Origin of the sequence: Polymorphobacter megasporae (genome assembly GCF_018982885.2) — a bacterium.
In the GTDB taxonomy this organism is placed as follows: Bacteria; Pseudomonadota; Alphaproteobacteria; order Sphingomonadales; family Sphingomonadaceae; genus Polymorphobacter_B; species Polymorphobacter_B megasporae.
The window spans coordinates 698445-719948 of sequence record NZ_CP081848.1 but is presented as its reverse complement, the minus strand read 5'-3'; the positions used below and the strand labels follow the sequence as shown (position 1 = coordinate 719948).

The 21504-nt window shown below is 65.2% G+C and carries 14 protein-coding genes; 4 read left to right on the top strand and 10 right to left on the bottom strand.

The genetic code is table 11. The annotated features are described in order from the left end of the window. Positions 1-12: 12 nt before the first annotated feature. The 4 genes from KTC28_RS03365 to KTC28_RS03350 form a co-directional block, all read right to left on the bottom strand. Entirely contained in the window at positions 13-1443 is a 1431-nt protein-coding gene (locus tag KTC28_RS03365) for a GH1 family beta-glucosidase (RefSeq protein ID WP_216709725.1), read from the bottom strand. Positions 1444-1505: 62 nt separating this feature from the next. Continuing rightward, positions 1506-2537, bottom strand: a complete 1032-nt coding sequence (locus KTC28_RS03360) for a cupin-like domain-containing protein (RefSeq protein ID WP_216709724.1) — start codon at positions 2535-2537, stop codon at positions 1506-1508. Beyond that, positions 2534-3304: a SapC family protein gene (locus KTC28_RS03355; RefSeq protein WP_255602231.1), complete on the bottom strand. Its 771-nt coding sequence runs from the start codon at positions 3302-3304 to the stop codon at positions 2534-2536. Before KTC28_RS03355 ends, KTC28_RS03360 begins: the two co-directional genes overlap by 4 nt. Before the next feature lie 130 nt (positions 3305-3434). After that, positions 3435-6638: a TonB-dependent receptor gene (locus tag KTC28_RS03350; RefSeq protein WP_216709723.1), complete on the bottom strand. Its 3204-nt coding sequence runs from the start codon at positions 6636-6638 to the stop codon at positions 3435-3437. 363 nt (positions 6639-7001) lie between these two features. Between KTC28_RS03350 and KTC28_RS03345 the strand changes: the two genes are divergently transcribed. Continuing rightward, the gene (locus KTC28_RS03345) at positions 7002-8489 is read left to right on the top strand and encodes a tryptophan halogenase family protein (RefSeq protein ID WP_216709814.1); all 1488 of its coding nucleotides are present in this window, start codon (positions 7002-7004) and stop codon (positions 8487-8489) included. A gap of 7 nt (positions 8490-8496) precedes the next feature. Here KTC28_RS03345 and KTC28_RS03340 read toward each other — a convergent pair whose 3' ends face one another. Together KTC28_RS03340 and KTC28_RS03335 are read right to left on the bottom strand one after the other, a co-directional pair. Beyond that, positions 8497-9417, bottom strand: coding sequence for a polysaccharide deacetylase family protein (locus KTC28_RS03340; protein ID WP_216709722.1), 921 nt, complete (start codon positions 9415-9417; stop codon positions 8497-8499). Between the two features lie 4 nt (positions 9418-9421). Beyond that, positions 9422-11827, bottom strand: a complete 2406-nt coding sequence (locus KTC28_RS03335; protein ID WP_216709721.1) for a glycoside hydrolase family 3 N-terminal domain-containing protein — start codon at positions 11825-11827, stop codon at positions 9422-9424. 325 nt (positions 11828-12152) lie between these two features. On the opposite strand from KTC28_RS03335, the gene KTC28_RS03330 reads away from it, so the two are divergent. Together KTC28_RS03330 and KTC28_RS03325 are read left to right on the top strand one after the other, a co-directional pair. Then, entirely contained in the window at positions 12153-13151 is a 999-nt protein-coding gene (locus KTC28_RS03330) for a LacI family DNA-binding transcriptional regulator (protein WP_255602405.1), read from the top strand. Beyond that, positions 13148-14926 (top strand): IlvD/Edd family dehydratase, encoded by a 1779-nt coding sequence (locus KTC28_RS03325; RefSeq protein WP_216709720.1) that lies wholly within the window; start codon positions 13148-13150, stop codon positions 14924-14926. Before KTC28_RS03330 ends, KTC28_RS03325 begins: the two co-directional genes overlap by 4 nt. Positions 14927-14964: 38 nt before the next feature. Here KTC28_RS03325 and KTC28_RS03320 read toward each other — a convergent pair whose 3' ends face one another. The 4 genes from KTC28_RS03320 to KTC28_RS03305 are packed head-to-tail and all read right to left on the bottom strand — an operon-like array spanning position 14965 to position 19236. After that, on the bottom strand, positions 14965-16374 hold the full coding sequence (locus tag KTC28_RS03320) for a sugar porter family MFS transporter (RefSeq protein WP_216709719.1): 1410 nt from the start codon (positions 16372-16374) through the stop codon (positions 14965-14967). A 35-nt stretch (positions 16375-16409) separates the two neighbouring features. Beyond that, entirely contained in the window at positions 16410-17294 is an 885-nt protein-coding gene (locus KTC28_RS03315; RefSeq protein WP_216709718.1) for an SMP-30/gluconolactonase/LRE family protein, read from the bottom strand. Continuing rightward, a complete protein-coding gene (gene xylB / locus KTC28_RS03310) occupies positions 17294-18103 on the bottom strand; it encodes a D-xylose 1-dehydrogenase (protein ID WP_304610485.1) in 810 nt (269 codons plus the stop codon). Before xylB ends, KTC28_RS03315 begins: the two co-directional genes overlap by 1 nt. Further along, complete coding sequence (locus KTC28_RS03305; RefSeq protein WP_216709717.1) at positions 18100-19236, bottom strand: fumarylacetoacetate hydrolase family protein; 1137 nt, start codon at positions 19234-19236, stop codon at positions 18100-18102. Before KTC28_RS03305 ends, xylB begins: the two co-directional genes overlap by 4 nt. A 254-nt stretch (positions 19237-19490) precedes the next feature. Between KTC28_RS03305 and KTC28_RS03300 the strand changes: the two genes are divergently transcribed. Continuing rightward, positions 19491-21470, top strand: a complete 1980-nt coding sequence (locus tag KTC28_RS03300; RefSeq protein WP_216709716.1) for a putative bifunctional diguanylate cyclase/phosphodiesterase — start codon at positions 19491-19493, stop codon at positions 21468-21470. Positions 21471-21504 lie beyond the last annotated feature (34 nt).

Genomic DNA, 21504 nt, shown 5'->3' with positions numbered 1-21504 from the left:
AGGGTCGCGCGATCAGACGAGTTCGTTTCGCCGGATGAGTTCACGATACCACGCCGCGCTCAGCTTCGGCGTCCGCTTCTGCGTCGCGAAATCGACGTGGTGGATCCCGAAACGCAGCCCATAGCCGTCCGCCCATTCGAAGTTGTCCATCAGGCTCCACAGGAAATAGCCCTTGAGCGGATAGCCCTCGACCGCCGCGCGACGGAATTCGGTCAGATAGTTCCGCAGGTACATGATGCGGTCGGAGTCGTAGACGACGCCGTTGGTCACCGGATCGTCGGCCGAACAGCCGTTCTCGGAGATGTACAGCGCCTTCGGCTTCCACAGTTCGCTGACATTACGGACCGCCCAATAGGCAACCTCGGGGCCGACATATAGCCACGGCGATGCCATCCGCGGCGACGACTTCAGATGCGGCAGGATCGCATAGCCCTGCGGCGAGTCGTCGGCGCGAACGTAGTTCGGCGCGTAGACGTTGAGCGCGACGAAATCGAGCGGGCTGCCGATCGCCGCCATGTCGCCGGGCTCGACCTTGGGGGCCGCCGCGCCTTGTTCGGCGAGATAGCTGTCGAGGTATTCGCCTTCCATGACCGCAGTCAGGAACATCGCGTTTTCGCGCCGGACCGCGTGCTTTGCCGCCTCGATATGCTCGGGTGTCTCGATCACCGGCACGTAGAAGTTGGTGTTGTCGGCGAGCCCGACCTGCGTCTTCGCGTTGCCGTGCGCCCGGATCGCCTGGACGCCGAGCCCATGCGCCAGCACACCGTGATGCCGGACCTGATTGACCGCTGCCGGTCCGAGCCGCAGCCCCGGGGCGTGCTTGCCTTCCTGATGCCCGAGATCGGTGAAACAGCGTAGTTCGTTGACCGTCATGAAATGGTCGACGCGATCGCATAATTTGCCTGCCGTGAAGCCCGCATAGTCGGCGAAGGCCAAGGCGGTGTCGCGCGACTGCCATCCGCCCGGGAGCGCTTGCGGCAGGTCCCAGTGGAACATCGTGACGTACGGCGTGATCCCCGCCTCGAGCAGGCCATCGACGACGCGATTATAATAATCGACGCCTTTCGGATTGGGGCTACCGCGGCCGTCGGGGAAAATCCGCGACCATGCGATCGACAGGCGATACGCCTTGACGCCGAGCGCCTTGAGCAGACCGATGTCCTCGCGGTAGCGGTGATAACTGTCGCAGGCGACGTCGCCGGTATCGTTGTTCGCCACGCGCCCCGGGGTGTGCGAGAACACATCCCAGTTGGTCGCGCCGCGCCCGTCTTCCGCAACCGCGCCTTCGATCTGGTAGCTCGCTGTCGCGCAGCCCCAGACGAATCCGTCGGGAAATTTCAGGTCAGCCGGGCGCGGCGGCGCGGCGAGCGCCGGGGTTGCGGCGGCGGCGGCGAGCGCGCCTCCAGCGGTAAAACCGGCCTTCATGACGTCGCGGCGGTGCATGTCAGTCCTCTCAAGTTGGCGGCGTCGAGCGCTCGCTTCGTCGTTCGATCGGTCGTGTGCCCTCAGCGGCTGATCCGCTGGAGAATTTGTGCGCGCAAGCGGCGAGCTTCGCGGTCATCGGGCTCGGCGAGCGGCCCTTGTACGTGCGGCGGCAAGTGGGCACGCGCCAGCTCCGCCGGGCCGAAAACATAATAGTCGAACAACGACTTCCACGCCTGTTTCTCAGCGAGCGGGCGGTTGCGCAGTGACAACATCGCATGGAGCAACGTCGTCATCGGATTGTCCATGAACGGCTGGGCGTCGTTCCACCAGTAATTGACCAGCACGTTGAAGGGGTCGAGCGCCTCGACCTGATGCCACCACAATGCCGGGTAGATCAGCACATCGCCCGGCCCGAGGTCGGCGACCTGCGCCGCTGCCAGTGCGTCGCGAAAGCCGGGCTGCTGGTCGAAGTCGGGGGCGTCGAAGTCGACCATGCTGACGATCTGGCCCCCGGGGGTCGGCTCGATTGGCCCGGGGTAGAGGTTTGCCGCCTGGTCGGGCGGGAACAGGGTAAAGCGCCGCCGTCCCGCCGCGCAGACGGCGATGTTGTTCGACATGTCCCAATGCGCCGACGCGATCGTCCGATTGCCGATCCAGATGCTCGCCATCGGCTCGTGGGCGTCGAGCGTCGCGCTGGCAAACGGCAGCGGGTTGTCGTTGCCGAAACCCGGAAGATAGGCGGCGATGTCGGTTGAGCCGATGTACATCGACGGTGCCTCGGGATCGTCGAGGTGCATGCGAATACGGTTGAGGTAGTCCCCTAGACCGGTTCGCTCTCGGGCGAAGTTGAAGCCGTCGAGCGCGGCGTTGTAAAAGAACCGCCCTCCGATCGACGACGCGCCGGTGTAGCCGACAACCTGCGCCGGTCCGGCGAAGGTCGACAGATAATCGATCGCAGCACCCGCCGACTCCCTGCCGCGGTGGACGAGCGGCCATGCCTCGGCCAGTCCCCTCACAATTGACGGATCAGGCGACGCCAGCAGCGCGTCGATGCCATCGCCCTCAAGCGTCGATGCCTCGACAACGCGGGTACGGCGGGCGATCGTGATCATCCGGCTCGCTTGGCATTCTTGAGCGCGATCAGCCGCGACACGTTGCCGAGCGACGAGGCGATGTGCACGGCGGCGGCGAGGAGACCCTGACGGTGCAGGCTTTCAAGCGCCGCGCCGCTGAGCCGGGCGAGCGCCTCGATGCCGATCGTATGGAAGTCGACGAGATCGTAGCGCAACGTCTCGTCGAGCTGGATCTCGATGCGGACCGGCTCGATCAGCCCCGCGTCGGCCAGCGCCCCGAACATCGCGGACTGTGCGAGATAGCCGGTATGTATGACCTGGAGGATATCCTGCATCCGCTCGAGGTACGGGGCGTTTCCACCGTGCGGCAGAAATAATGGCTCCCCCGCTGGCGTGACGCTGCCGTCGCGCACGATCCGCTGGTGGGCGAGATCGATATGGACCATTGGCTCGCGCTGACCATCCGGTCCGGTATGAACCCCGATCGAAAATGGGCCGCGGTCGAGCAGGGCGGGGATGTAGCGTGCGATCCAGCGGTCGCCGTCGAGAAACAGATTTTCGTCGCGGTCGAGTCCGAGCAGCGCGAGCGCTTCCCAAGCCCCGTCGGGCGTGCGGTGAAGGACGATCGGAAAATCGCGCTGGACCGCCTCGAACTCGGTCGGGAAGACGGGGATCTGGTTGACCGCATCGCCCCGCTCGGCACCACGCGCGGTGATCACCCGAAGCCCGGCGTGATCGATGTTGTTGAGCCTGACGATGTTGGTCATGGGGCCGGGGGCGTTGGTTGGGCTGGTCGTCGTGGTCATTGCGACGGCAATCTCTCCGATGGGTCGCTCGCCGACGCCAGGTCCGAAGAATGACCCGGAAGCTGCTTTTGCACAACTTGATGCAAAGCGCGCGGGGCCGCGATTGCTCGCGACCCCGTCACTTTGGCCGTTAGAAGCGGTAGCGGGCACCCAGCAGGAAGCGGCGCTGGCCTTCCTGGACGAGCCAGATTTCGTTCGGCGAGCGAGCGTAGGTCTTCACGCCTTCCTTGTTGAGGTTGATCGCTTCGAGCGACACCGCGATGTGCGGGGTGATGTCGTAGCTCAGGTTAAAGTCGAGCTGACCGTAAGGCGCGGTGAACTCGGGGTTGTGCGAGGCATCGCGGTTCAGACCCGACAGGTACCGATCCCGCCAGTTGTAGCTCAACCGGGCCGAAACACCGTTCTTGTCGTAGATTAACGTCGCATTGAAGGTATCGCTCAGGCCGAGCAGCGCGAACTGGTCGACGCTGGGATCCGCCGCAACGTTGATACCGACGTTGCCGCGAACGAGGGTGTACGCCGCTGCGACGCCGATACCACTGTTGCCGAAGAAATACTGACCAGCAACCTCGACGCCATAGACTTCGGCGTCCTTATTGTTGACCGGTGTATTGACGTTGAACTGGAACAGCGGGTCGTTGGGATCGGCGACAATGTCGACGGCACCGATGATCTGGTCGACGAACGCCTGGTTGAGCGCCCGCGCCCCGACGTTGTAGTTAGCGAGGAAGGCCGCGTTGGCCGCAGCGGCGTTGCCGTTGTTCTGCTGGAGCAGCGCGGTGTAGGTGAACAGGTTGACGTCGGTAACATCGGCACCAATCGTCGTCAGTGCGGCTTTCGCAGTGCCTGAGCGGCTGCCGGCAGCGCCCGAGCTCGGATCGCGAAGTCCGAACAGGTTCTTCTTGACGACGGAGTTACCGATAAAGTTGTGCACCCGCTTGTCGAAGAAGCCGATCGACACATAGCTGTCGGGCTTGAAGTACCATTCTAGCGACAGGTCGAAGTTGTCGGAGGTCAGCGGCTGGAGGTTGGCATCGTTCGCCGTTCCAGTGGCCTGACCGCCGACTGCGGTCGCGTCGTTCGGCTGGCCGGCCGAACCCGATGCGAACAGATTGCCGTAGCTCGGGCGTGAAATCGTCTTGCTGAACGAGAAGCGGCTGATCAGGTTGCGCTTGATCTCGAACTGGAAGTCCATCGACGGCAGCAGATTGTTGTACCGACCCGATGCAGCGACCGGCTGATAGTTGGGCGAGACATCGACGATGAAGTCGTTGTCCGACTGCCAGCGAATGTCGAGCGGCACCGCCTGGAGCGAATTCGACCGGACCCGCGTGCTTTCGAACCGCGCACCGGTGACGAGGCTGGCCGCATGGTCGCCGATTTCGCCCTTCCAGGTGAACTGGCCATAGGCCGCCCAGATGTCTTCCTTGACGCGATCGTCTACGAAGGCGTTGATCGTGCTCGGGTTGCCATGCGCCGCGTAATAGCTCGACAGCGCATTGTAGAGCTTGGTCGGATCCTCGGTCCGGAACGCGACCAAGCCCTGTCCGGTGGCCTGGGGGTTGTTGTCGGCGAAGCGGCAGACGAGGCAGAACGTCTGGACCTGACCGGGTGCGATCACGTTCACGTCGCCCGGGTGGATGTTGCCCCAGTCGCCGAGCGTCTGCTGATACTGCGTCTGCGTCGAACGCGTCTTGGTCGTGCGATAGTCGCCTCCGAAATCGATCCGGCTGCCCCCGCCGATATCCCAGCCTGCATCGAGCCGGGCTTCCTTGATGTCCTGCGACAGGCTGGTCGCGACCTGACGGGCGACCTGGCTGCCGAGGTCGCCGGTATCGAGCATGCCGTTGCCGTTGCCCTTGATCACCGGATGCGACGCGCTCGTCGTCGCCGGATCGGTAAACACGACCGTCTGGACCGGGAAGCCGTTGCTGTAGTCGACCGAATGCGAGGCAAGCGTCGGCGAGCTGATCGACACGAGTGTCGAACTCATTCCGTTGGGATTGTCCGGCGTGCTCTTCGACTGGCCGATGTGGCCATCGAGGACGAGGTGGAAGGTATCGGTGACGTCCCACTTCGCCTTGGCACCAAAGTCGTACAGCGCTTCCTTCTGGGCGCGATACTGCTGCTCGAAACCGGCATCCTTGGTCTCGCCCGAGATGACCTCGTGGAGGAAGGTCGTCGTCGCGACCGAGTGGCCGGTATCAAAGGTGACCTGGTCGAACGGACGGTTGAACCAGTTCGACTGGTCCGACCGGCGCTCCTTCTGGATGTTCTGCGCGTAGAGGCCGTCGACGCTCAGGTCGAGCCGGTCGCTCGGCTTGAACTCGATCGTTCCCTGCCCGTTGATCCGCTCGCGCGTGCCTTCGCCGAAGTGGTAACGCAGGTCGTTCGGGCGAGCGACAAGCGAATTCGGGTCGGTCGGCGCGTTGGTGATCTTCGTGGCGGCGTTGACGTTACCGGCCGTGGGATCGATGAACTGCGAATAGGTCGTGATATTCCAGTCATTCGACGTTGCGCTGATGTTGCTGAAGTTGCGCTTCTGATAGCTGCCGAACACTGAAACGCCGAACGTCCCGGCTTCGTTGGTCCAGCCGCCGACGCCCGAAAATTCCGGCGTGACGTGCGAGCCGCAGCTGACACAGTCGTCGCTGCTCATGTCGTACGTCGCCTTGCCGCCGATCGACCCGGTGAAGCCGCTTTCGCGGGCATCGAGCGGGGTGCGGGTGACGACGTTGATGGTTGCGCCGATGCCGCCCGACGGGATTGCGGCGCGGCCGGTCTTATAGACTTCGAGCGTCTTGACGCCTTCCGCAGCAAGGTTCGAGAAGTCGAACGAGCGGCTGGTGTTCCGCGAGAAGTCGGCGCTTTCGTCGCCGCCGACGGTCTGCTGCGAGGTGGCGGCGAGCTGGCGGCCGTTGAGCGTGACGAGGTTATACTGCGGCCCGAAACCGCGAACGGTGACTTCGGCGCCTTCACCGCTGCGCCGGCTGATCGAGACGCCGGTGATGCGCTGGAGCGATTCGGCGAGGTTGGTGTCGGGGAATTTGCCGATGTCCTCGGACGAAATTGCGTCGACGATGCCGGTTGATTCGCGCTTGATCGCGATCGACCGCTCGAGCGAGGCGCGGATGCCGGTGACGATGATTTCGTCCGCCGCCGGAGCAACGCCCGGGACGACCGTGGGACCAGGCTGAGCATTCGTGGCTTCTGCACCCGCCGACGGGGCATTGGTCGCTTGCGCGGATAGATGCGCCGGCAGTGTCAGACATGCCGCGATTGCGATCGTCGATGACGAACGAACAAGATTAGTCGCGTAGATCCGGATATTCATATCAACTCCCCCTAGAGCGGCGCATTGCGTGGCCAGCTATTCTTGATGGGAGCGGTAACATACCGGTTGAAGGTGTCAATCGAGAATGGCGATCGTTGCGCATAGCTGCACTTTGACGCTCTGATTCAATCCCAAGCGTGGTAAAAATATCGCATACGGGTTCAAAGCGCGGTTTAACGAACCCTGAAGCGCGGAAATGCAAATCGTTCGAAATGCCGCAGCGCGGGATAAAAGTCGTATGGCGATAGCGCTACCCACGACGCGTCTATATCCACTACGCTCGACGTATCGCTCTCGCCGATCGATCAAGATCGACGGAGGAAGCGCGAAGGTCTCGTGAAGCGGACCGATGGGGAGGCGGATATGCAGGGCAAACGGGTCGAGCGCGTCGTTATTGCGGGCGGCGGAACGGCGGGGTGGATCGCAGCCGCGGCGCTGGTCAAGCAGCTCGGCCCGTTGATCTCGGTCACGCTCGTCGAATCGGAGGAGATCGGGACGATCGGCGTCGGCGAATCGACGATCCCGACCGCGCGCAGCTTCCACGAATTGCTCGGCATCTATGAAGACGCCTTCATGCGCGCGTCGCAGGCGACGTTTAAACTGGGGATATCGTTCGAGAACTGGGGACATGACGGCACCCGCTATTTTCACCCGTTCGGATCGGTCGGCCGTTCGGTGTGGATGGGCGACTTCCAGCATTTCTGGCTTGAGGCGCGACGGCAGGGACTGACCAACGCCGACTATGGTGATTTCTCGCTCGAGCAGAACGCGGCGCTCGCCAGCCGCTTCACGCGCGATGGTAAGCCGCCCTTGGCCTATGCGTATCACCTTGATGCCGGAGGCTACGCGCGCTTCCTCCGCTCGCTTGCCGAAGCTGCGGGCGTCCGCCGGGTCGAGGGCAAGATCCGCAGCGTGCCGGTCGACGCCGAAAGCGGAGAGATCGTCGCGCTCGAGCTCGAATCGGGCGAGCGGATCGAAGGCGACCTCTTCATCGACTGCACCGGATTCCGGGCGCTGTTGATCGGCGAGACCCTCGGCGTAAAATTCGAGGATTGGGGCGAATGGATTGCGACCGATCGCGCTTTGGCGGTGCAGACCGAAAGCACCGGGCCGGCGGTGCCGTACACGCGGGCGATCGCGCACTGCGAGGGGTGGCGGTGGAAGATTCCGCTGCAGACTCGCGTCGGCAACGGCCTCGTCTATGCGAGCGACTTCCTGTCGGAGGACGAAGCAGTGGCGCGGCTGCTCGGCTCGATCGACGGGCGGCCGTTGTTCGATCCGCGGCCGATCCGGTACCGGACCGGGATGCGAACGAGCAGCTGGTCGCGTAACTGCATCGCGCTCGGGCTCGCCTCGGGGTTCGTCGAACCGCTCGAATCGACGAGCATCCATCTGATCCATGTCGCGGTGACGCGGCTGATCCAGCTGTTCCCGTTCGCCGGGACGACCGCCGCGCTCGCCGACCGCTACAACGCCCAGTCCGCGCGCGAATGGCAGGGCGTCCGCGACTTCGTGATCTTGCATTATAAACAGTCGGAGCGCGCCGACACGGCGTTCTGGCGGCGTTGCCGCGATATGCCGATTCCCGATTCGCTTGCCGAGCGGATCGCCTTGTTCCGCGAATCGGCGATGGCCTATCAGGGTGGTGAGGACCTATTCCGCGTCGATTCATGGGTTTCCGTAATGCTCGGCCAAGGCCTCATGCCGCGCGACTGGCACCGCGTCGCCGAATTGCTCAAGCCCGGTGAGCTGGGGCAGGCGCTTGGTGATCTCAAAAAGGGCATTGCCGCAACGGTCGCCGCGACTCCCACCCACGATGCCTTCATCGCGCGCTATTGCGCGGCGGCGTGAGCCGGCGTCAGCTGGGCGGTGTCGGGCACATTGCGGCGAGGACCGGGGCGATGTCGGTCCGCGGTGCCAGTGTCTTTCCGGCCGCTAACACGCGGTCGCGGATCGTGGCGACCGGCGGCAGCGACGGATCGATGTCCGCCGCATAAGCAGGGTCCGACTCAGCCTTTCCCAGCGTCGTGAAGGCGAAACTCTTCTGACGGTAAAGCGCAAGCAGGCGCGGCAGCATCCGCGCATCGAATGCGCCGGCGTGCATCAGCAGGACATACGGGATGTCGCGACCGTACAATGCCTTTGCGTTGGCGCGCGCCTCGTCGGCGGCGTTGGCGGCGGCGGTAAGATAGCTCGTTTCGAGCTGCGTGATCGCTGCGGCGTCGTGGTTCGCGAGGCAGCGCGCGTACGGTGGATTCCACAAATAGTCGTCGAAGCTCATCGTCACCGCGGCGATGCGGTAGCCGCGCGCGATCAACTCATGGCGCAGCGCGAGGCGTGTCGCCGGGTCGCGACCCTCGGCGAGATACGGGTAGCGGAACCAGTGCCAGTCGGTGGTGCCGGCGAGTGCGGCGACCAGTGACTCGTTGCGGACGATGTCGGCGCTCGCGACCGGTGCGCCAACGTCGTCAAGATTGAGGTGCGACCAGCCGTGGTTGCCGATCGGCAGCCCCGCGTCGCGCCACAATTGCAGCACCGGCATGTCGTTCTCACGCTCGGTCAGCACGCCGTTGACGAAGCCGTAGACCTCGCCGACCCGGGAGGCTTTGAGCGCGGCGACGATGTCCCCGACGATGGCGAGGCGCGTCGTCCCGATCGGCAACGGGCCGTGCGCCGGGAGATCGTCGAAGGTGACCGCGATCGACGGACGCGCCTGGGCGCTCGCCGCGCCGATGGCGATCAGGGCGGCGATCGCCGGGAGAAACCGCCGCCGGCTCATTGCCTCAGCGCGCGATTGTAAGCGTCGCCGATTTCAAAGCGACCGAGCTGTTGCCCGCCATGATCTCGAACTCGCCGGGTTCGACGACGCGCTTCATCTCGAGGTTCCACAGTTCGAACGCGCGATGGTCGAGGGTGAACTTGACCGTTCGCGCTTCGCCCGGCTGGAGCGTCACGCGCTCGAACGCCTTCAGTTCCTTGACCGGGCGCGTCACCGACGGGACCTTGTCATGGACGTACAGCTGGACGACCTCGTCGCCCGCGCGCGCGCCGGTATTGCGGACCTCGACGCTGACATCGACCGTGCCGTCGGGCCGGATCGTCGGCGTCGACAGCCGCGGTTCGCCGACCGCGAAGGTGGTGTAGCTCAGGCCGAAGCCGAACGGGAACAACGGGGTCTTGTCGCTGAACAGATAGCCGCGGTGCGCCGATGGCTTGTAGTTATAGAACATCGGCAGCTGCCCGACCGAGCGCGCGATCGTCACCGGCAGCTTGCCACCGGGATTGACGTCGCCGAACAACGCGTCGGCGAGCGCGGTGCCGCCTTGTTCGCCGAGATACCAACCCTCGATCACTGCGTTCGCCTGCTCGGCTACGCGATTGATCGCGAGCGGGCGGCCATTGATCATCACGACGACGATCGGCTTGCCGAGCGCCTTCAATGCGTCGAACAGCGCCTGCTGCTCGCCGACGAGGTCGATGCTGGCGCGGTCGCCGAGGTGGTTGTCGGCCCAGCCTTCGCGGCTGGTCTGCTCGGTGTCGCCGATCGCGAGGACGATCGTGTCGGCCCCGCGCGCGGTGTCGACCGCGGCGGCAATTCGCTTGGCGTTCTCGGCGGGGTCGGCGAGGGTGACCTTGTCCTCCCACCAGTCGTCGTTCTCGGTGATCTTGACCCCAAGCGACGTGACGATCCTGACGCGCGATCCGACCTTCGCCTTGATCCCGTCGAGCAGCGACACCGTCACCGGCGGCTGGCCGTAATAGCCGCCAAGCCGGGCGACCGCGGCGTTCGGCCCGATCACCGCGATGACCGGAACCGCAGCGCCAAGCGACGACAGCGCCAACGGCAACGTCCCGTCATTCTTGAGTAGCACTATCGACCGCGCCGCCGCGACCTTGGCGAGCGCGCGGGCATCGGCGCTGTTGGTGACCGCGACCGCAGCCTTGGCGTCGGCGTACGGATGCTCGAACAGGCCTGCGCGAAACTTGATCTCGAGCATCTTGCGGACCGCGTCGTCGATCAGCGCGACCGGCACGCGGTTCGCCGCGACCGACGCAGCAAGGGTTTTGTAGCTGTTGCCGTCGGGCAGGTCGCTGTCGACCCCGGCCGAGAGCGCGATAATCGCCGCAGCCTGATGGTCGGGGGCGATGTGGTGGAGGTCGGCGATCTGGTCGATCGCCGAATAATCGCTGACGATCGCGCCGGTGAAGCCCCATTCGCCGCGCAGGACGGTCTGGAGCAGCCACTTGCTCGCGTGGCTAGGGACGCCGTCGATCTCGTTGTACGACGGCATCACCGCCCCAGGTCCGGCGCGCGCGATCGCCTGCTCGAACGGCGGGAAAAAGTTTTCGCGGAGTTCGCGCTCGGAGATCGGCGCCGGTCCGGTATTGGTGCCGCTCTCGGGCTGGCCGTGCCCGGTCAGGTGCTTGAGCGTCGCGAAGACCTTGCCGGGTGCGAGCATCTGCGGCTTGCCGACGCCTTCGAGCCCCTCGATTGCGGCGACGCCGAGTTCGCCGACGAGATACGGGTCCTCGCCGAAGGTCTCCTCGATCCGCCCCCAGCGCGGGTCGCGGGCGATGTCGACGACCGGCGAAAGCGCTTGCGTCACGCCGCGCGCCGACATTTCGCGCGCGGTGACGACGTTCGTTCGCCGGACCAGATCGGGGTCCCAGCTCGACGCCAGGGCGATCGGTACCGGGAAGCTCGTCGCGCCGAGCGCGGCGTACCCGTGCAGGCCCTCCTCATGGAACAGGATGGGGATGCCGAGGCGGGTGTGGGTCAAGGCGTCGCGCTGGAGATCGTTGACAAGTTCGATCGTGCTCCGGACATCGCGGCCGGCAAGGACGCGCGGCGACACCGCCCCGGCGGCGTCGGACGGGCGCGCGAAGCCGCCAATACCGTCGGGATACAGCATCGCGCGCGCTGCCGGATCGAGGCGCTGGTGCGTGTCGAGCAGCTTGACCTTGCCCTCCCACACTGTGACCAGCTGAGCAACCTTTTCGGCGAGCGTCATGCGGGCAAGAAGGTCGTCGACCCGCGCCGCCACTGGCGCGTGCGCGTCCTTGTATAGCGGGCGCTCGACAGCGGCATTCGCCGGTAGTGCGAGCGATGCAGCGAGAATGAGGCCGACAGTGCGCGGACGCGCTCCTGATCGCAGGCGAACTGGCCGCCGGATTGGACGCAAAAGCATATATCCTCCCTCGCGGGTCGTCGCCGGGCTTGACCCGTGAAGCGCAACCCTTTCTTGATAGCGCTAACATGCTTCAATCGCCGAAACCATGTCAATGTCGACCGGCCTGACCAGCATCCGATCGTACGATCGACGTCGCGCGACGACTGCTGGCACGCCGAACATAAAGGTGGATGGTGCGAGGCCTTCGAGGGGTGCGTTGCGTACCTCAAGGCAACATCGTACCGACATCGGGGGAGCAGGATCTTTGGCAAAACCACCGGGACGTCCGCAGCGCCGTTCGACAACGATCAGCGATGTCGCGCTCAAGGCCGGCGTTTCGCCGATGACGGTTTCGCGTGTCATCAACGGCGAGGCAAACGTTCGCCAAACAACCCGCGATACGGTCAACGCCGCGATCGCCGACCTGAATTACTCGCCGAATCCCGCCGCGCAGAGCCTCGCCGGGGCGCAGCCGATCAAGATAGGCATGCTCTACAGCAACCCGAGCGCGGCCTATCTCAGCGAATTCCTTGTCGGCACGCTCGACTATGCCAGCCGCGCCAACATCCAGCTGGTGATCGAGAAATGCGATACCGGCGATCAGGCCGAGGCCGCCGCGCGCCACCTGCTCGCAGGCGGCGTCGACGGCCTCGTCCTGCCACCGCCGCTCTGCGACACCGAGCAGGTCCTGTCGGTCCTGCGCGCGGCCGACGCAATCGGCGTGACGGTCGCGAGCGGCCACCCCGCGCCAGGCTTTTCGGCGTTCAGCATCGACGACCATCGCGCAGCATACGAGATGACCGCGCACATCATCTCGCTCGGCCACCAGCGGATCGGCTTCATCGTCGGCGATCGCGAGCACCCGTCGAGCCTGTTGCGGCTCGCCGGCTTCCGCGACGCCATGGCGGCCGCCGGGCTCGACGTTCCCGACGCGCTGATCAAGTACGGGCTGTTCACCTATCGCTCGGGCCTCGACGCCGCCGAAGAATTGATCGGCGTCGACGGCCCGCCCTCGGCGATCTTCGCGAGCAACGACGACATGGCGGCGGCGACCGTCGCGGTGGCGCACCGCCACGGCATCGACGTGCCGAGCGACCTCACCGTCTGCGGCTTCGATGACACCGCGCTGGCGACGACGATCTGGCCCGAATTGACGACCATTCGCCAGCCGATCGCCGACATGTCGCTCGCCGCGGTCGAACTGCTCGTCAAGGAAATCAGGGCGTATCGCGCGGGCGAACCGATGGAGCCGCAACACTTGCAACTCGACTTCAAGCTTATCCGTCGCCAGTCCGACGCTGCGCCGCGCCGCCGCCCGTCGATCATGGTGTCGCGCCCATGACGCCGGACAAGGAGCCGGTGCGGCGGTTTCGCTCGCGCGACTGGTTCGATGCGCCGGGCCGCTCCGACATGGCGGCGCTCTATCTTGAGCGCTTCATGAATTACGGGATCACCGCCCCCGAACTGCGCTCGGGCCGTCCGATCATCGGCATCGCGCAAAGCGGCAGCGACTTGTCGCCGTGCAACCGGGTCCATCTCGAACTGGCGAAGCGCACCCGCGACGGCATCCGCGACGCCGGCGGCATTCCGATGGAATTCCCGACGCATCCGATCTTCGAGAACTGCCGCCGCCCGACCGCCGCGCTCGATCGCAACCTCGCCTATCTTGCGCTCGTCGAAATCCTTTACGGCTACCCGATCGACGCCGTTGTCCTGACGACCGGCTGCGACAAGACCACGCCGTCGGGGATCATGGCGGCATCGACCGTCGATATCCCCGCTATCGTTCTGTCGGGCGGCCCGATGCTCGATGGCTGGCACGACGGCGAACTGGTCGGATCGGGTACGGTCATCTGGCGCGCGCGGCGCAAGCTCGCGGCAGGCGAGATCAGCGAAACCGAGTTCATTGACCTGGCGAGCGACAGCGCGCCTTCGGTCGGGCACTGCAACACGATGGGGACCGCGTCGACGATGAATGCCGTCGCCGAGGTGCTCGGCCTGTCGCTGCCCGGATGCGCCGCCATCCCCGCCGCCTACCGCGAGCGCGCACAGATGGCGTATGCGACCGGCGTCCGCATCGTCGAGATGGCATACGCCGACCTGCGCCCCTCGAAGATTCTCACTCGGGCGAGCTTCCTCAATGCGATCCGCCTCGTCACGGCGATCGGCGGCTCTTCGAACGCCCAGCCGCATGTTATGGCGATGGCGCGGCACGCCGGCGTCGAGCTGACCCCGGACGACTGGACGACGTTCGGCTACGACCTGCCGCTGCTCGCCGACGTCCAGCCCGCGGGCCGCTTCCTCGGCGAGCGTTTTCACCGCGCTGGCGGAGTGCCCGCCATATTGTGCGAACTCGCCGCGGCCGGGCACCTCGACACCGACTGCCTGACGGTCACCGGCAACAGCCTCGGCGACAACATCGCCGGACGCGACAGCCATGACCGCGAGGTCATTCGCGCCTTCGACGAACCGCTCAAGGAGCGCGCGGGCTTCCTCGCGCTGTCGGGCAATCTGTTCGACTTCGCGATCCTCAGCGTGATCTCAGAGGAATTCCGCACCCGTTACCTCAACCGCCCGGGTGCCGAAGGCGTGTTCGAGGCGCGCGCGATCGTCTTCGAAGGGTCCGACGATTACCACCACCGGATAAACGACCCGGCCCTGGACATCGACGAGAATTGCATCCTCGTGATCCGCGGCGCCGGCCCGATCGGCTGGCCGGGGTCGGCTGAAGTCGTCAACATGCAGCCGCCCGACGCGCTGCTCCGCCGTGGAATTGCCTGGCTGCCGACGCTCGGCGACGGGCGTCAGTCGGGGACGTCGGACAGCCCGTCTATCCTCAATGCCTCGCCCGAAAGTGCGGTCGGCGGCGGCCTCGCCTGGCTCGCGACCGGCGACACGATCCGCATCGATACCAACACCGGTGAGTGCAATGCCCTGGTCGACGACGCCGAGATCGCGCGACGACGCGCCGAAACCCCGCCGCCGATTTCCGCGAGCCACACGCCGTGGGAGGAGCTGTATCGGGAAAAGACCGGCCAGCTATCGACCGGCGCTGTCCTCGAGATGGCGGTTAAATACCGCCGGGTCGCCAAGACGACCCCGCGCCACAATCACTGACGCAACCGGGCCGAGGCGTCGCCTCGGCCCGTAATCGCTCAGCCCACCATGTCCTCGAGCTCACGACCGCGCGTCTCCTTGATCAGCGCGCGAACGAAGAAGAACGAGATGAGCGCGCTCGCCGCGTAGAAGCCGTAGGTCAGCGGCAGGCCGACCCCCGCCGCGAGCGACGGGAAGCTGACCGAGATCGCGAGGTTCGTCATCCATTGGGCGAGCCCCGATACCGCTAGCGCCGACCCGCGCATCTGGTTGGGGAACATCTCGCCGAGCATGACCCACATCACGGGGCCCCACGACAGGTTGAAGAAGACGACGTAGGCGTTCGCTGCAACCAGCGCGATGAGCCCGGTCTGGTCGCTCATCTTGAGCGCCCCCCCGGTCGTGATCGCGGTCGAGAAGCACACCGCTAGGATCGTCAACGCCACCGTCATGCCCGCCGACCCGACGAGCAGCAGCGGCTTGCGGCCGATCTTGTCGATGACGAGGATCGCGAACAGACAAGCGATGATCGACAGGCTGCCCGACAGAATATTGATCTTGAGCGCGTCGTTCTCGCTGAAGCCGACCGACTGCCACAGCACCGAGCCGTAATAGAAGACGATGTTGATGCCGACGAGCTGCTGGAACACCGCGAGCCCGATCCCGGCCCAGACAATCGGCCGGATCTTGCCGGTGGTCTTGTCGAGCAGGTCCGAAAACGACGGCCGATGATGGTCGGTGGCGAGGCTCGACCGGATTGCGGCGACCTTGTGCGGCGCTTCCTCCGGGCCTAACAGCCGTGCCAGCACGACTTCGGCTTCGGCGTCGCGGCCCTTGAGGACGAGGTAGCGCGGGCTTTCGGGGATGAGCAGGAGCGTGACGAAGTAGATCGTCGCGGGGATGACCTGGAGCCAGAACATCCAGCGCCATGCCGGCTGGTCGAACCACAAGGTGCCGAGCGACCCGCCCGCCGAATGCGCGAGGACGTAGTTGGCGACGAACGCTCCGGTGAGCCCGGTGATGATCATGATCTGTTGGACGCTCGACAGGCGGCCGCGCGCCGCTGCGGGCACGACCTCGCTGATGTAGACCGGCGCGAGGATGCTCGCCGCGCCGACGCCGAGGCCGCCGACGATGCGCGCGAGGATGAACATCAGCGACGACGTCGCGGCACCGGCGCACAAGGCGCTGATGATGAACAGGAATGCCGCGATCTTCATCACCGTGCGGCGGCCGATCCGGTCGGCGAGCCGCCCGGCGATGAACGCGCCGGCGGCGCAGCCGAGCAGGATCGCGCCGACGTTGAAGCCGGTGCCGAGCGTCGACAGGTTGAACGCTTTTTCCAGCCCGGCCTGCGTGCCGTTGATGACGCCGCTATCGTAGCCGAACATGAATCCGCCGATCGTCGCGACCGCCACGATCAGCGCGATAAAGGCGACGTTTACTTGGTCGATTGTCTTGGTTGCCACGATACCCCCTCAGGTTTTTATATTTATGATCGATGTCAGTGCAGCGCGACGATCGCTTCGGTCGCCGGAAGCCCCGCCACGTCGACTGTGAAGGCGAACAGGTCGCCGGCTTCGGGCTGCGTTGCGAGCGCCGTAGCGTCGAGGCCCTTGCGCGCGGTCGTGACGTAAGCGGTTTTCAGGTCGGCACCACCGAACGCGATCTTGGTGATATTCGCGGTCGGCAGGCGCACGGTCTCGATCAGGCTGCCATCGGGCGCGTAGCAGCGTGCCGCCCATCCGCCGAACAGTCCGGTCCAGACGTTTCCCGCGCTGTCGACGACCGGGCCATCGGGATAGCCCGCCCCGTCTTCGATCTCGACGAAGGTCTTAGCCGCGCCGAGGCTGTGGTCGTCGTTGACCTCGACCGCATGGATCGTCCGGCCGAGCGTGTCGGTGTGATACAGCACGCGACCGTCGGGCGAGAACGCCGGGCCGTTGGTGATCGCGACTTCGGGTAGTCCACTATGGACGACGCCGCGCGCGTCGAGCGTGTAGAGCGCGCCGCTCAGCGCCGCTTCGGCATCGTCCATCGAGCCAAACCAGATGCGGCCGTGCGCGTCGGTGGTGGCGTCGTTGAGGCGATTGCCTGGGAGGTGCGCTTCGGGGACGACGATCGGCGCGAAGCTGCCGTCGGCGGGGTCGAAGCGCTCGATGCCGCATTGCATGCCGACCGCGAAGCCGCCGCCGCTGATCGGCAGGATCCAGCCCGGCTGCGCCGCGACACTCCAGCTGGTAAGCGCGGTGTCGGCGGGATCGAAGCGGTGGACCTGGTGACCCTTGATATCAACGAACCACAAAGCCTGTTCGCGCTCTACCCAGACCGGGCCCTCGCCGAGCATCGCCCCGACACGGCACGCCAGTTCAGGGCGGCCCGACGGCATCAGCGCCAGCCGGCGTCGACGAAATAATCGTGGCTCGTGCACATGCGCGCATCGTCGGAGGCTAGAAAGAGCACCAGCGCGGCGACGTCGACCGGCATGATCCGTGCGTCGAGACACTGCGCGGCGACGATCTCGGCTTCGCCCTCCGGCGTGTACCATTTCATCTGGCGCGGCGTCTTGACGTTGCCCGGGACGATCGTGTTGACGCGGATATCGAAGCGCCCGAGGTCGCGCGCGAGGCTGCGCGTCAGCCCTTCGACCGCCGCCTTCGCGGTTTGGTAGAGCACGAGGTCGGCGAGCGCGAGATGCCAGCTGATCGACCCGAAGTTGAGGATGACCCCGCCGCCCGCGCGCTTCATCGCCGGGACGACTGCCTGCGCGGCGAAGAACTGGTGGCGGAGGTTGACTGCCATCCGCTCGTCCCAATAGTCGGGCGTGACCTCGGCGATCGAATGTCGGTCGTCGCTCGCGGCGTTGTTGATCAGCACGTCGATCCCGCCGAGCTGCTCCTCGATCGCCGACAAGGTCGTCTTGAGACTGGCAATATCGGTAACGTCGCAGCGCAGGTAGAGCGGGACATGCGCCGCGTCGCCGCTCAGCCGTTCGACGAGCGCGTGGCTCGGGCCGTCGACGATATCGACGAAAGCGACGCGGGCCCCCTGTTCGACGAAGGCCTCGACCAGTCCCTCGCCGATTCCGCTGCCGCCGCCGGTAATGACGACGCGCTTCCCGGCAAGGCTCGGGTAGCGTGCGCGACCAGCCGCAGGCGCTGGCGACAAATCATGCGTCTCTGAGGCGGCGGTGCTCAATGCCCCGATCCCGACAGGAGGCCGCGCCCGGCGAGGTTCTGAAGCAGCTGGCTGATGCCAAACGTCCACGGCGGCGCGAGATTCGATGTCGTCACGCGGTTGACGAGGCGACCGAGCGTCGGCGTCGAGATCGAGACGCGGTCGCCGACCTTATGCGTGAAGCCGCGCCCTGGCTCGTCGCGGTCCTTGGTCGGCGCGAACATCGTGCCGAGGAACAGCGCGAAGCCGTCGGGATATTGATGCTCGCTCATCGTCTGCTTGAGCAAGTTCGTCGGGTCGCGGCTGATCTGGCTCATGCTGCTGGTGGCGGTCAGAGTGTAGCCGTCGGTTCCCTCGATCAGCAGATTGACCTCGGCACGGCGGACGTCGTCGAGCGAGAAAGCGTCATCAAACAGGCGGATGAACGGCCCGATCGAACACGATGCATTATTGTCCTTCGCCTTGCCGAGCAGCAGCGCCGAACGACCCTCGAAGTCGCGCAGGTTGACGTCGTTGCCGAGCGTCGCGCCGATGGCATGGCCGTTCGAATCGGCGATCATGACGATTTCGGGTTCGGGGTTATTCCACGTCGAGTCCGATCGGATGCCGATCTCGGCGCCCCAGCCGACCGTCGACAGGATCTGCGCCTTGGTGAAGACTTCGGCGTCGGGGCCGATCGCGACTTCGAGATATTGCGACCACATGCCGTCGGCGATCAGCCGGTCCTTGAGCGTCGCCGCCTCGGGCGATCCGGGGACGACCTGCTGGAGACTGACGCCGATGATACCTTCGAGCCGCGACCGGACCGCTGCCGCCGCGCCCGGATCGCCGCGTGCGCTTTCCTCGATCACGCGTTCGAGCGCGGAGACGGCGAAGGTCACCCCGGCAGCCTTGACGCAGTGCAGGTCGATCGGACTGAGCAGGTCGAGGCTTGTGTGCAGCGCCTCGAAGGTTCCGAGCTTCGTCCCGAGCGTTTCGTCCAACACGCGCTGCTCGACCAGCATCGACACGGTCGGAGCGGCGGCGGTCATGTCGTAGACGATCCCATCGGCGATAAGAATCGGTACCGGGCCGACAGCGGTCGCAATACGACCAAGGAGGCGGGCGGCCTGCCAATCGCTCGGCAGCGCGTCCGCGGTGATGCCCAGATCCATAATCCCCAAAGCTCTTTTATTGATAGCGCTACCATCGCTGGTGGCGAAATTAGTGTCAAGTTTGCTTTTATCGATGGTGATCGACCCGTCGCGAATGGTCGCTAGGGTCACCACGGTGAAGTGGGCATGCGACCCGCCGAAGTTATGATACCGTACAATCCGCATGGTGACCGCCGCGTTGGATCGCGCTAGGATAGTCTCCCTGGACCGGCGGTCGGACCAGTCGAAGAGGACCGGTATCAGGGATTGCGTCCATGTTCCGCCAACGCTTTACCGACAGTCTGTTTCACTGGAAGTCGGATGACAATCTACTGAGCGAGAAGTACCGGACACTGCTGCCGCAACGTCCGATGATGTACCTCGCGGTCTTCATTAACATATTGTTTCTGGATTATGTGTCTGCCCCGCGAATCGGCAGTGCTGCGTACATCTTGCCGATCGTCGTTTGCGGGGTCATCGCCGTGCGCGTGATCCTCCTCTGGTCGCCGCAAGCGGCGGCGCGCGTGCTGACGGTGGCACAGATGCGCTCGTCGATGACCGCGACCCTGGTGGTGGCGTTCGCCATTTCGATCATCCTCAGCGCCTGGGGCGCAATGCTGGCGTATGGCGACGGTGCGACCAAGGCGTATGTTTCGCTGTTCGCCGTGCTGTGCACGATCAGCTGTGCGGTCTCGCTGTCGAGCCTGCCGCTGGCGGCGTATATCGTCGTCGCCATTGGGACGATTCCGCTGTCGATCGCATTACTGTCGACCGGCGACACGATGCTCGCGAGCATGGGGGCAAACATCCTGCTCGTGTCGCCGCTCGTCATCAGCATGATCTACCGGCAGGACCAGCAGCTCCGACGGATGGTCGAGACGCGCAGCGACATTGCGTATGAAAAGATGAAAGTCAGCGATCTCGCGTACCGCGATTCGCTGACCGGCCTCGCCAATCGGCTGGCATTCCTCGACGCCCTCAAAATGGCCTCCTCGGTACAGCCATCGCGTGCGCTGGCGATCGGGATGGTCGATCTCGACGGCTTCAAGGTCATCAACGATACCTATGGCCACCGGACCGGGGACGAGCTGCTTGTTGAAACGGCGCAGCGTTTCCAGCGGCTCGACATGGGCGACGCGGTGATCGCGCGACTGGGCGGCGACGAGTTCGCGGTTCTTTTGCGCGACGTCGGCGGCCCGGATGACGCGCAGCGGCGCCTCGTCCGCATCGCGAACGCCTTCGACGAGCCGTTCGTCGTCGGCGGCCACGTCTTTCGACTGCGGGCATCGATCGGTCTCGCGCATGATGTGTCGGGCGCCGCGTCGTCGCTGTCGTTGATCAATCGCGCCGACCTCGCGATGTACGAGGCGAAACGCGCGCATAGTTCCGACATCTATACTTTCGAGCCGGAAATGGAGGCGCGGACCCGACGCCGGATCATGGTCGAGCAGGCGCTTGCGTCGCCTGTTGAAAACGACCTCATCACGCTCAATTACCAGCCGATCGTCGATGCGGCGAATGGCCGGATCATGGCGTTCGAGGCGCTGGCACGCTGGACCCATCCCGAACTCGGCGTCATCCCGCCGGCCGAATTTATCCCGCTCGCCGAACAGGCCGGCATCACCAGCCAGATGACGATGCACTTGCTGTCGATGGCCTTGCGGGCGGCGTCGGCGTGGCCGGCCGACGTCGGCCTGTCGTTCAACCTAAGCGCCGCCGAACTGAACTCCCCCTCGATCGCCAGCCGTATCCTGACGATCGTCAGCGAGCTTGAGTTCGAGCCAGGGCGGCTGTCGATCGAAGTCACCGAAACCGCGCTGCTCAGCGACTTCGTCGCGGCACGGGCCGCGCTATCGGCATTGCAGCGCGGCGGGCTCCGCATCCTGCTCGACGATTTCGGCGCCGGCTATGCCTCGATCGGCTACCTGCGCGAAATCCACTTCGACGGAATCAAACTCGACGGCAGCTTGATCGCGTCGTTGATCGAAAGTCCGGCGGCGCATGACCTGCTGGTCGGCGTGCTGCATCTTTGCCGGGCGATCGGCGCGCCGGTGACTGCCGAGATGGTCGAAAGCGCGGCGCAGCACGACCTGCTCCGCGATCTCGGCGTCCAGAAGCTCCAGGGTCACTTCCTGTCGCGCGCGCTGACCGCCGACGATGCGCTGCAAGCGTGTACCGACAACCAGGTGCGCACGCTCCCGGTTCAATCCTCGATCGTATTTCTCAACAAGCGCGAGTCGCGCAAGGTCGCCTGAACCGCGGCGGTCGCGAGACGCGCAAGGCTGCGGG

Excerpts from the sequence above, each read along its gene's own strand:
- KTC28_RS03360 (WP_216709724.1), bottom strand. The coding sequence starts at position 2,537 with ATGATCACGATCGCCCGCCGTACCCGCGTTGTCGAGGCATCGACGCTT.
- KTC28_RS03340 (WP_216709722.1), bottom strand. The coding sequence starts at position 9,417 with ATGAGCCGGCGGCGGTTTCTCCCGGCGATCGCCGCCCTGATCGCCATC.
- KTC28_RS03300 (WP_216709716.1), top strand. The coding sequence starts at position 19,491 with ATGTTCCGCCAACGCTTTACCGACAGTCTGTTTCACTGGAAGTCGGAT.
- KTC28_RS03365 (WP_216709725.1), bottom strand. The coding sequence starts at position 1,443 with ATGCACCGCCGCGACGTCATGAAGGCCGGTTTTACCGCTGGAGGCGCG.
- KTC28_RS03330 (WP_255602405.1), top strand. The coding sequence starts at position 12,153 with ATGACGGTTTCGCGTGTCATCAACGGCGAGGCAAACGTTCGCCAAACA.
- KTC28_RS03315 (WP_216709718.1), bottom strand. The coding sequence starts at position 17,294 with ATGCCGTCGGGCCGCCCTGAACTGGCGTGCCGTGTCGGGGCGATGCTC.
- KTC28_RS03355 (WP_255602231.1), bottom strand. The coding sequence starts at position 3,304 with ATGACCACGACGACCAGCCCAACCAACGCCCCCGGCCCCATGACCAAC.
- KTC28_RS03350 (WP_216709723.1), bottom strand. The coding sequence starts at position 6,638 with ATGAATATCCGGATCTACGCGACTAATCTTGTTCGTTCGTCATCGACG.
- KTC28_RS03335 (WP_216709721.1), bottom strand. The coding sequence starts at position 11,827 with ATGCTTTTGCGTCCAATCCGGCGGCCAGTTCGCCTGCGATCAGGAGCG.
- KTC28_RS03325 (WP_216709720.1), top strand. The coding sequence starts at position 13,148 with ATGACGCCGGACAAGGAGCCGGTGCGGCGGTTTCGCTCGCGCGACTGG.
- KTC28_RS03345 (WP_216709814.1), top strand. The coding sequence starts at position 7,002 with ATGCAGGGCAAACGGGTCGAGCGCGTCGTTATTGCGGGCGGCGGAACG.
- KTC28_RS03305 (WP_216709717.1), bottom strand. The coding sequence starts at position 19,236 with ATGGATCTGGGCATCACCGCGGACGCGCTGCCGAGCGATTGGCAGGCC.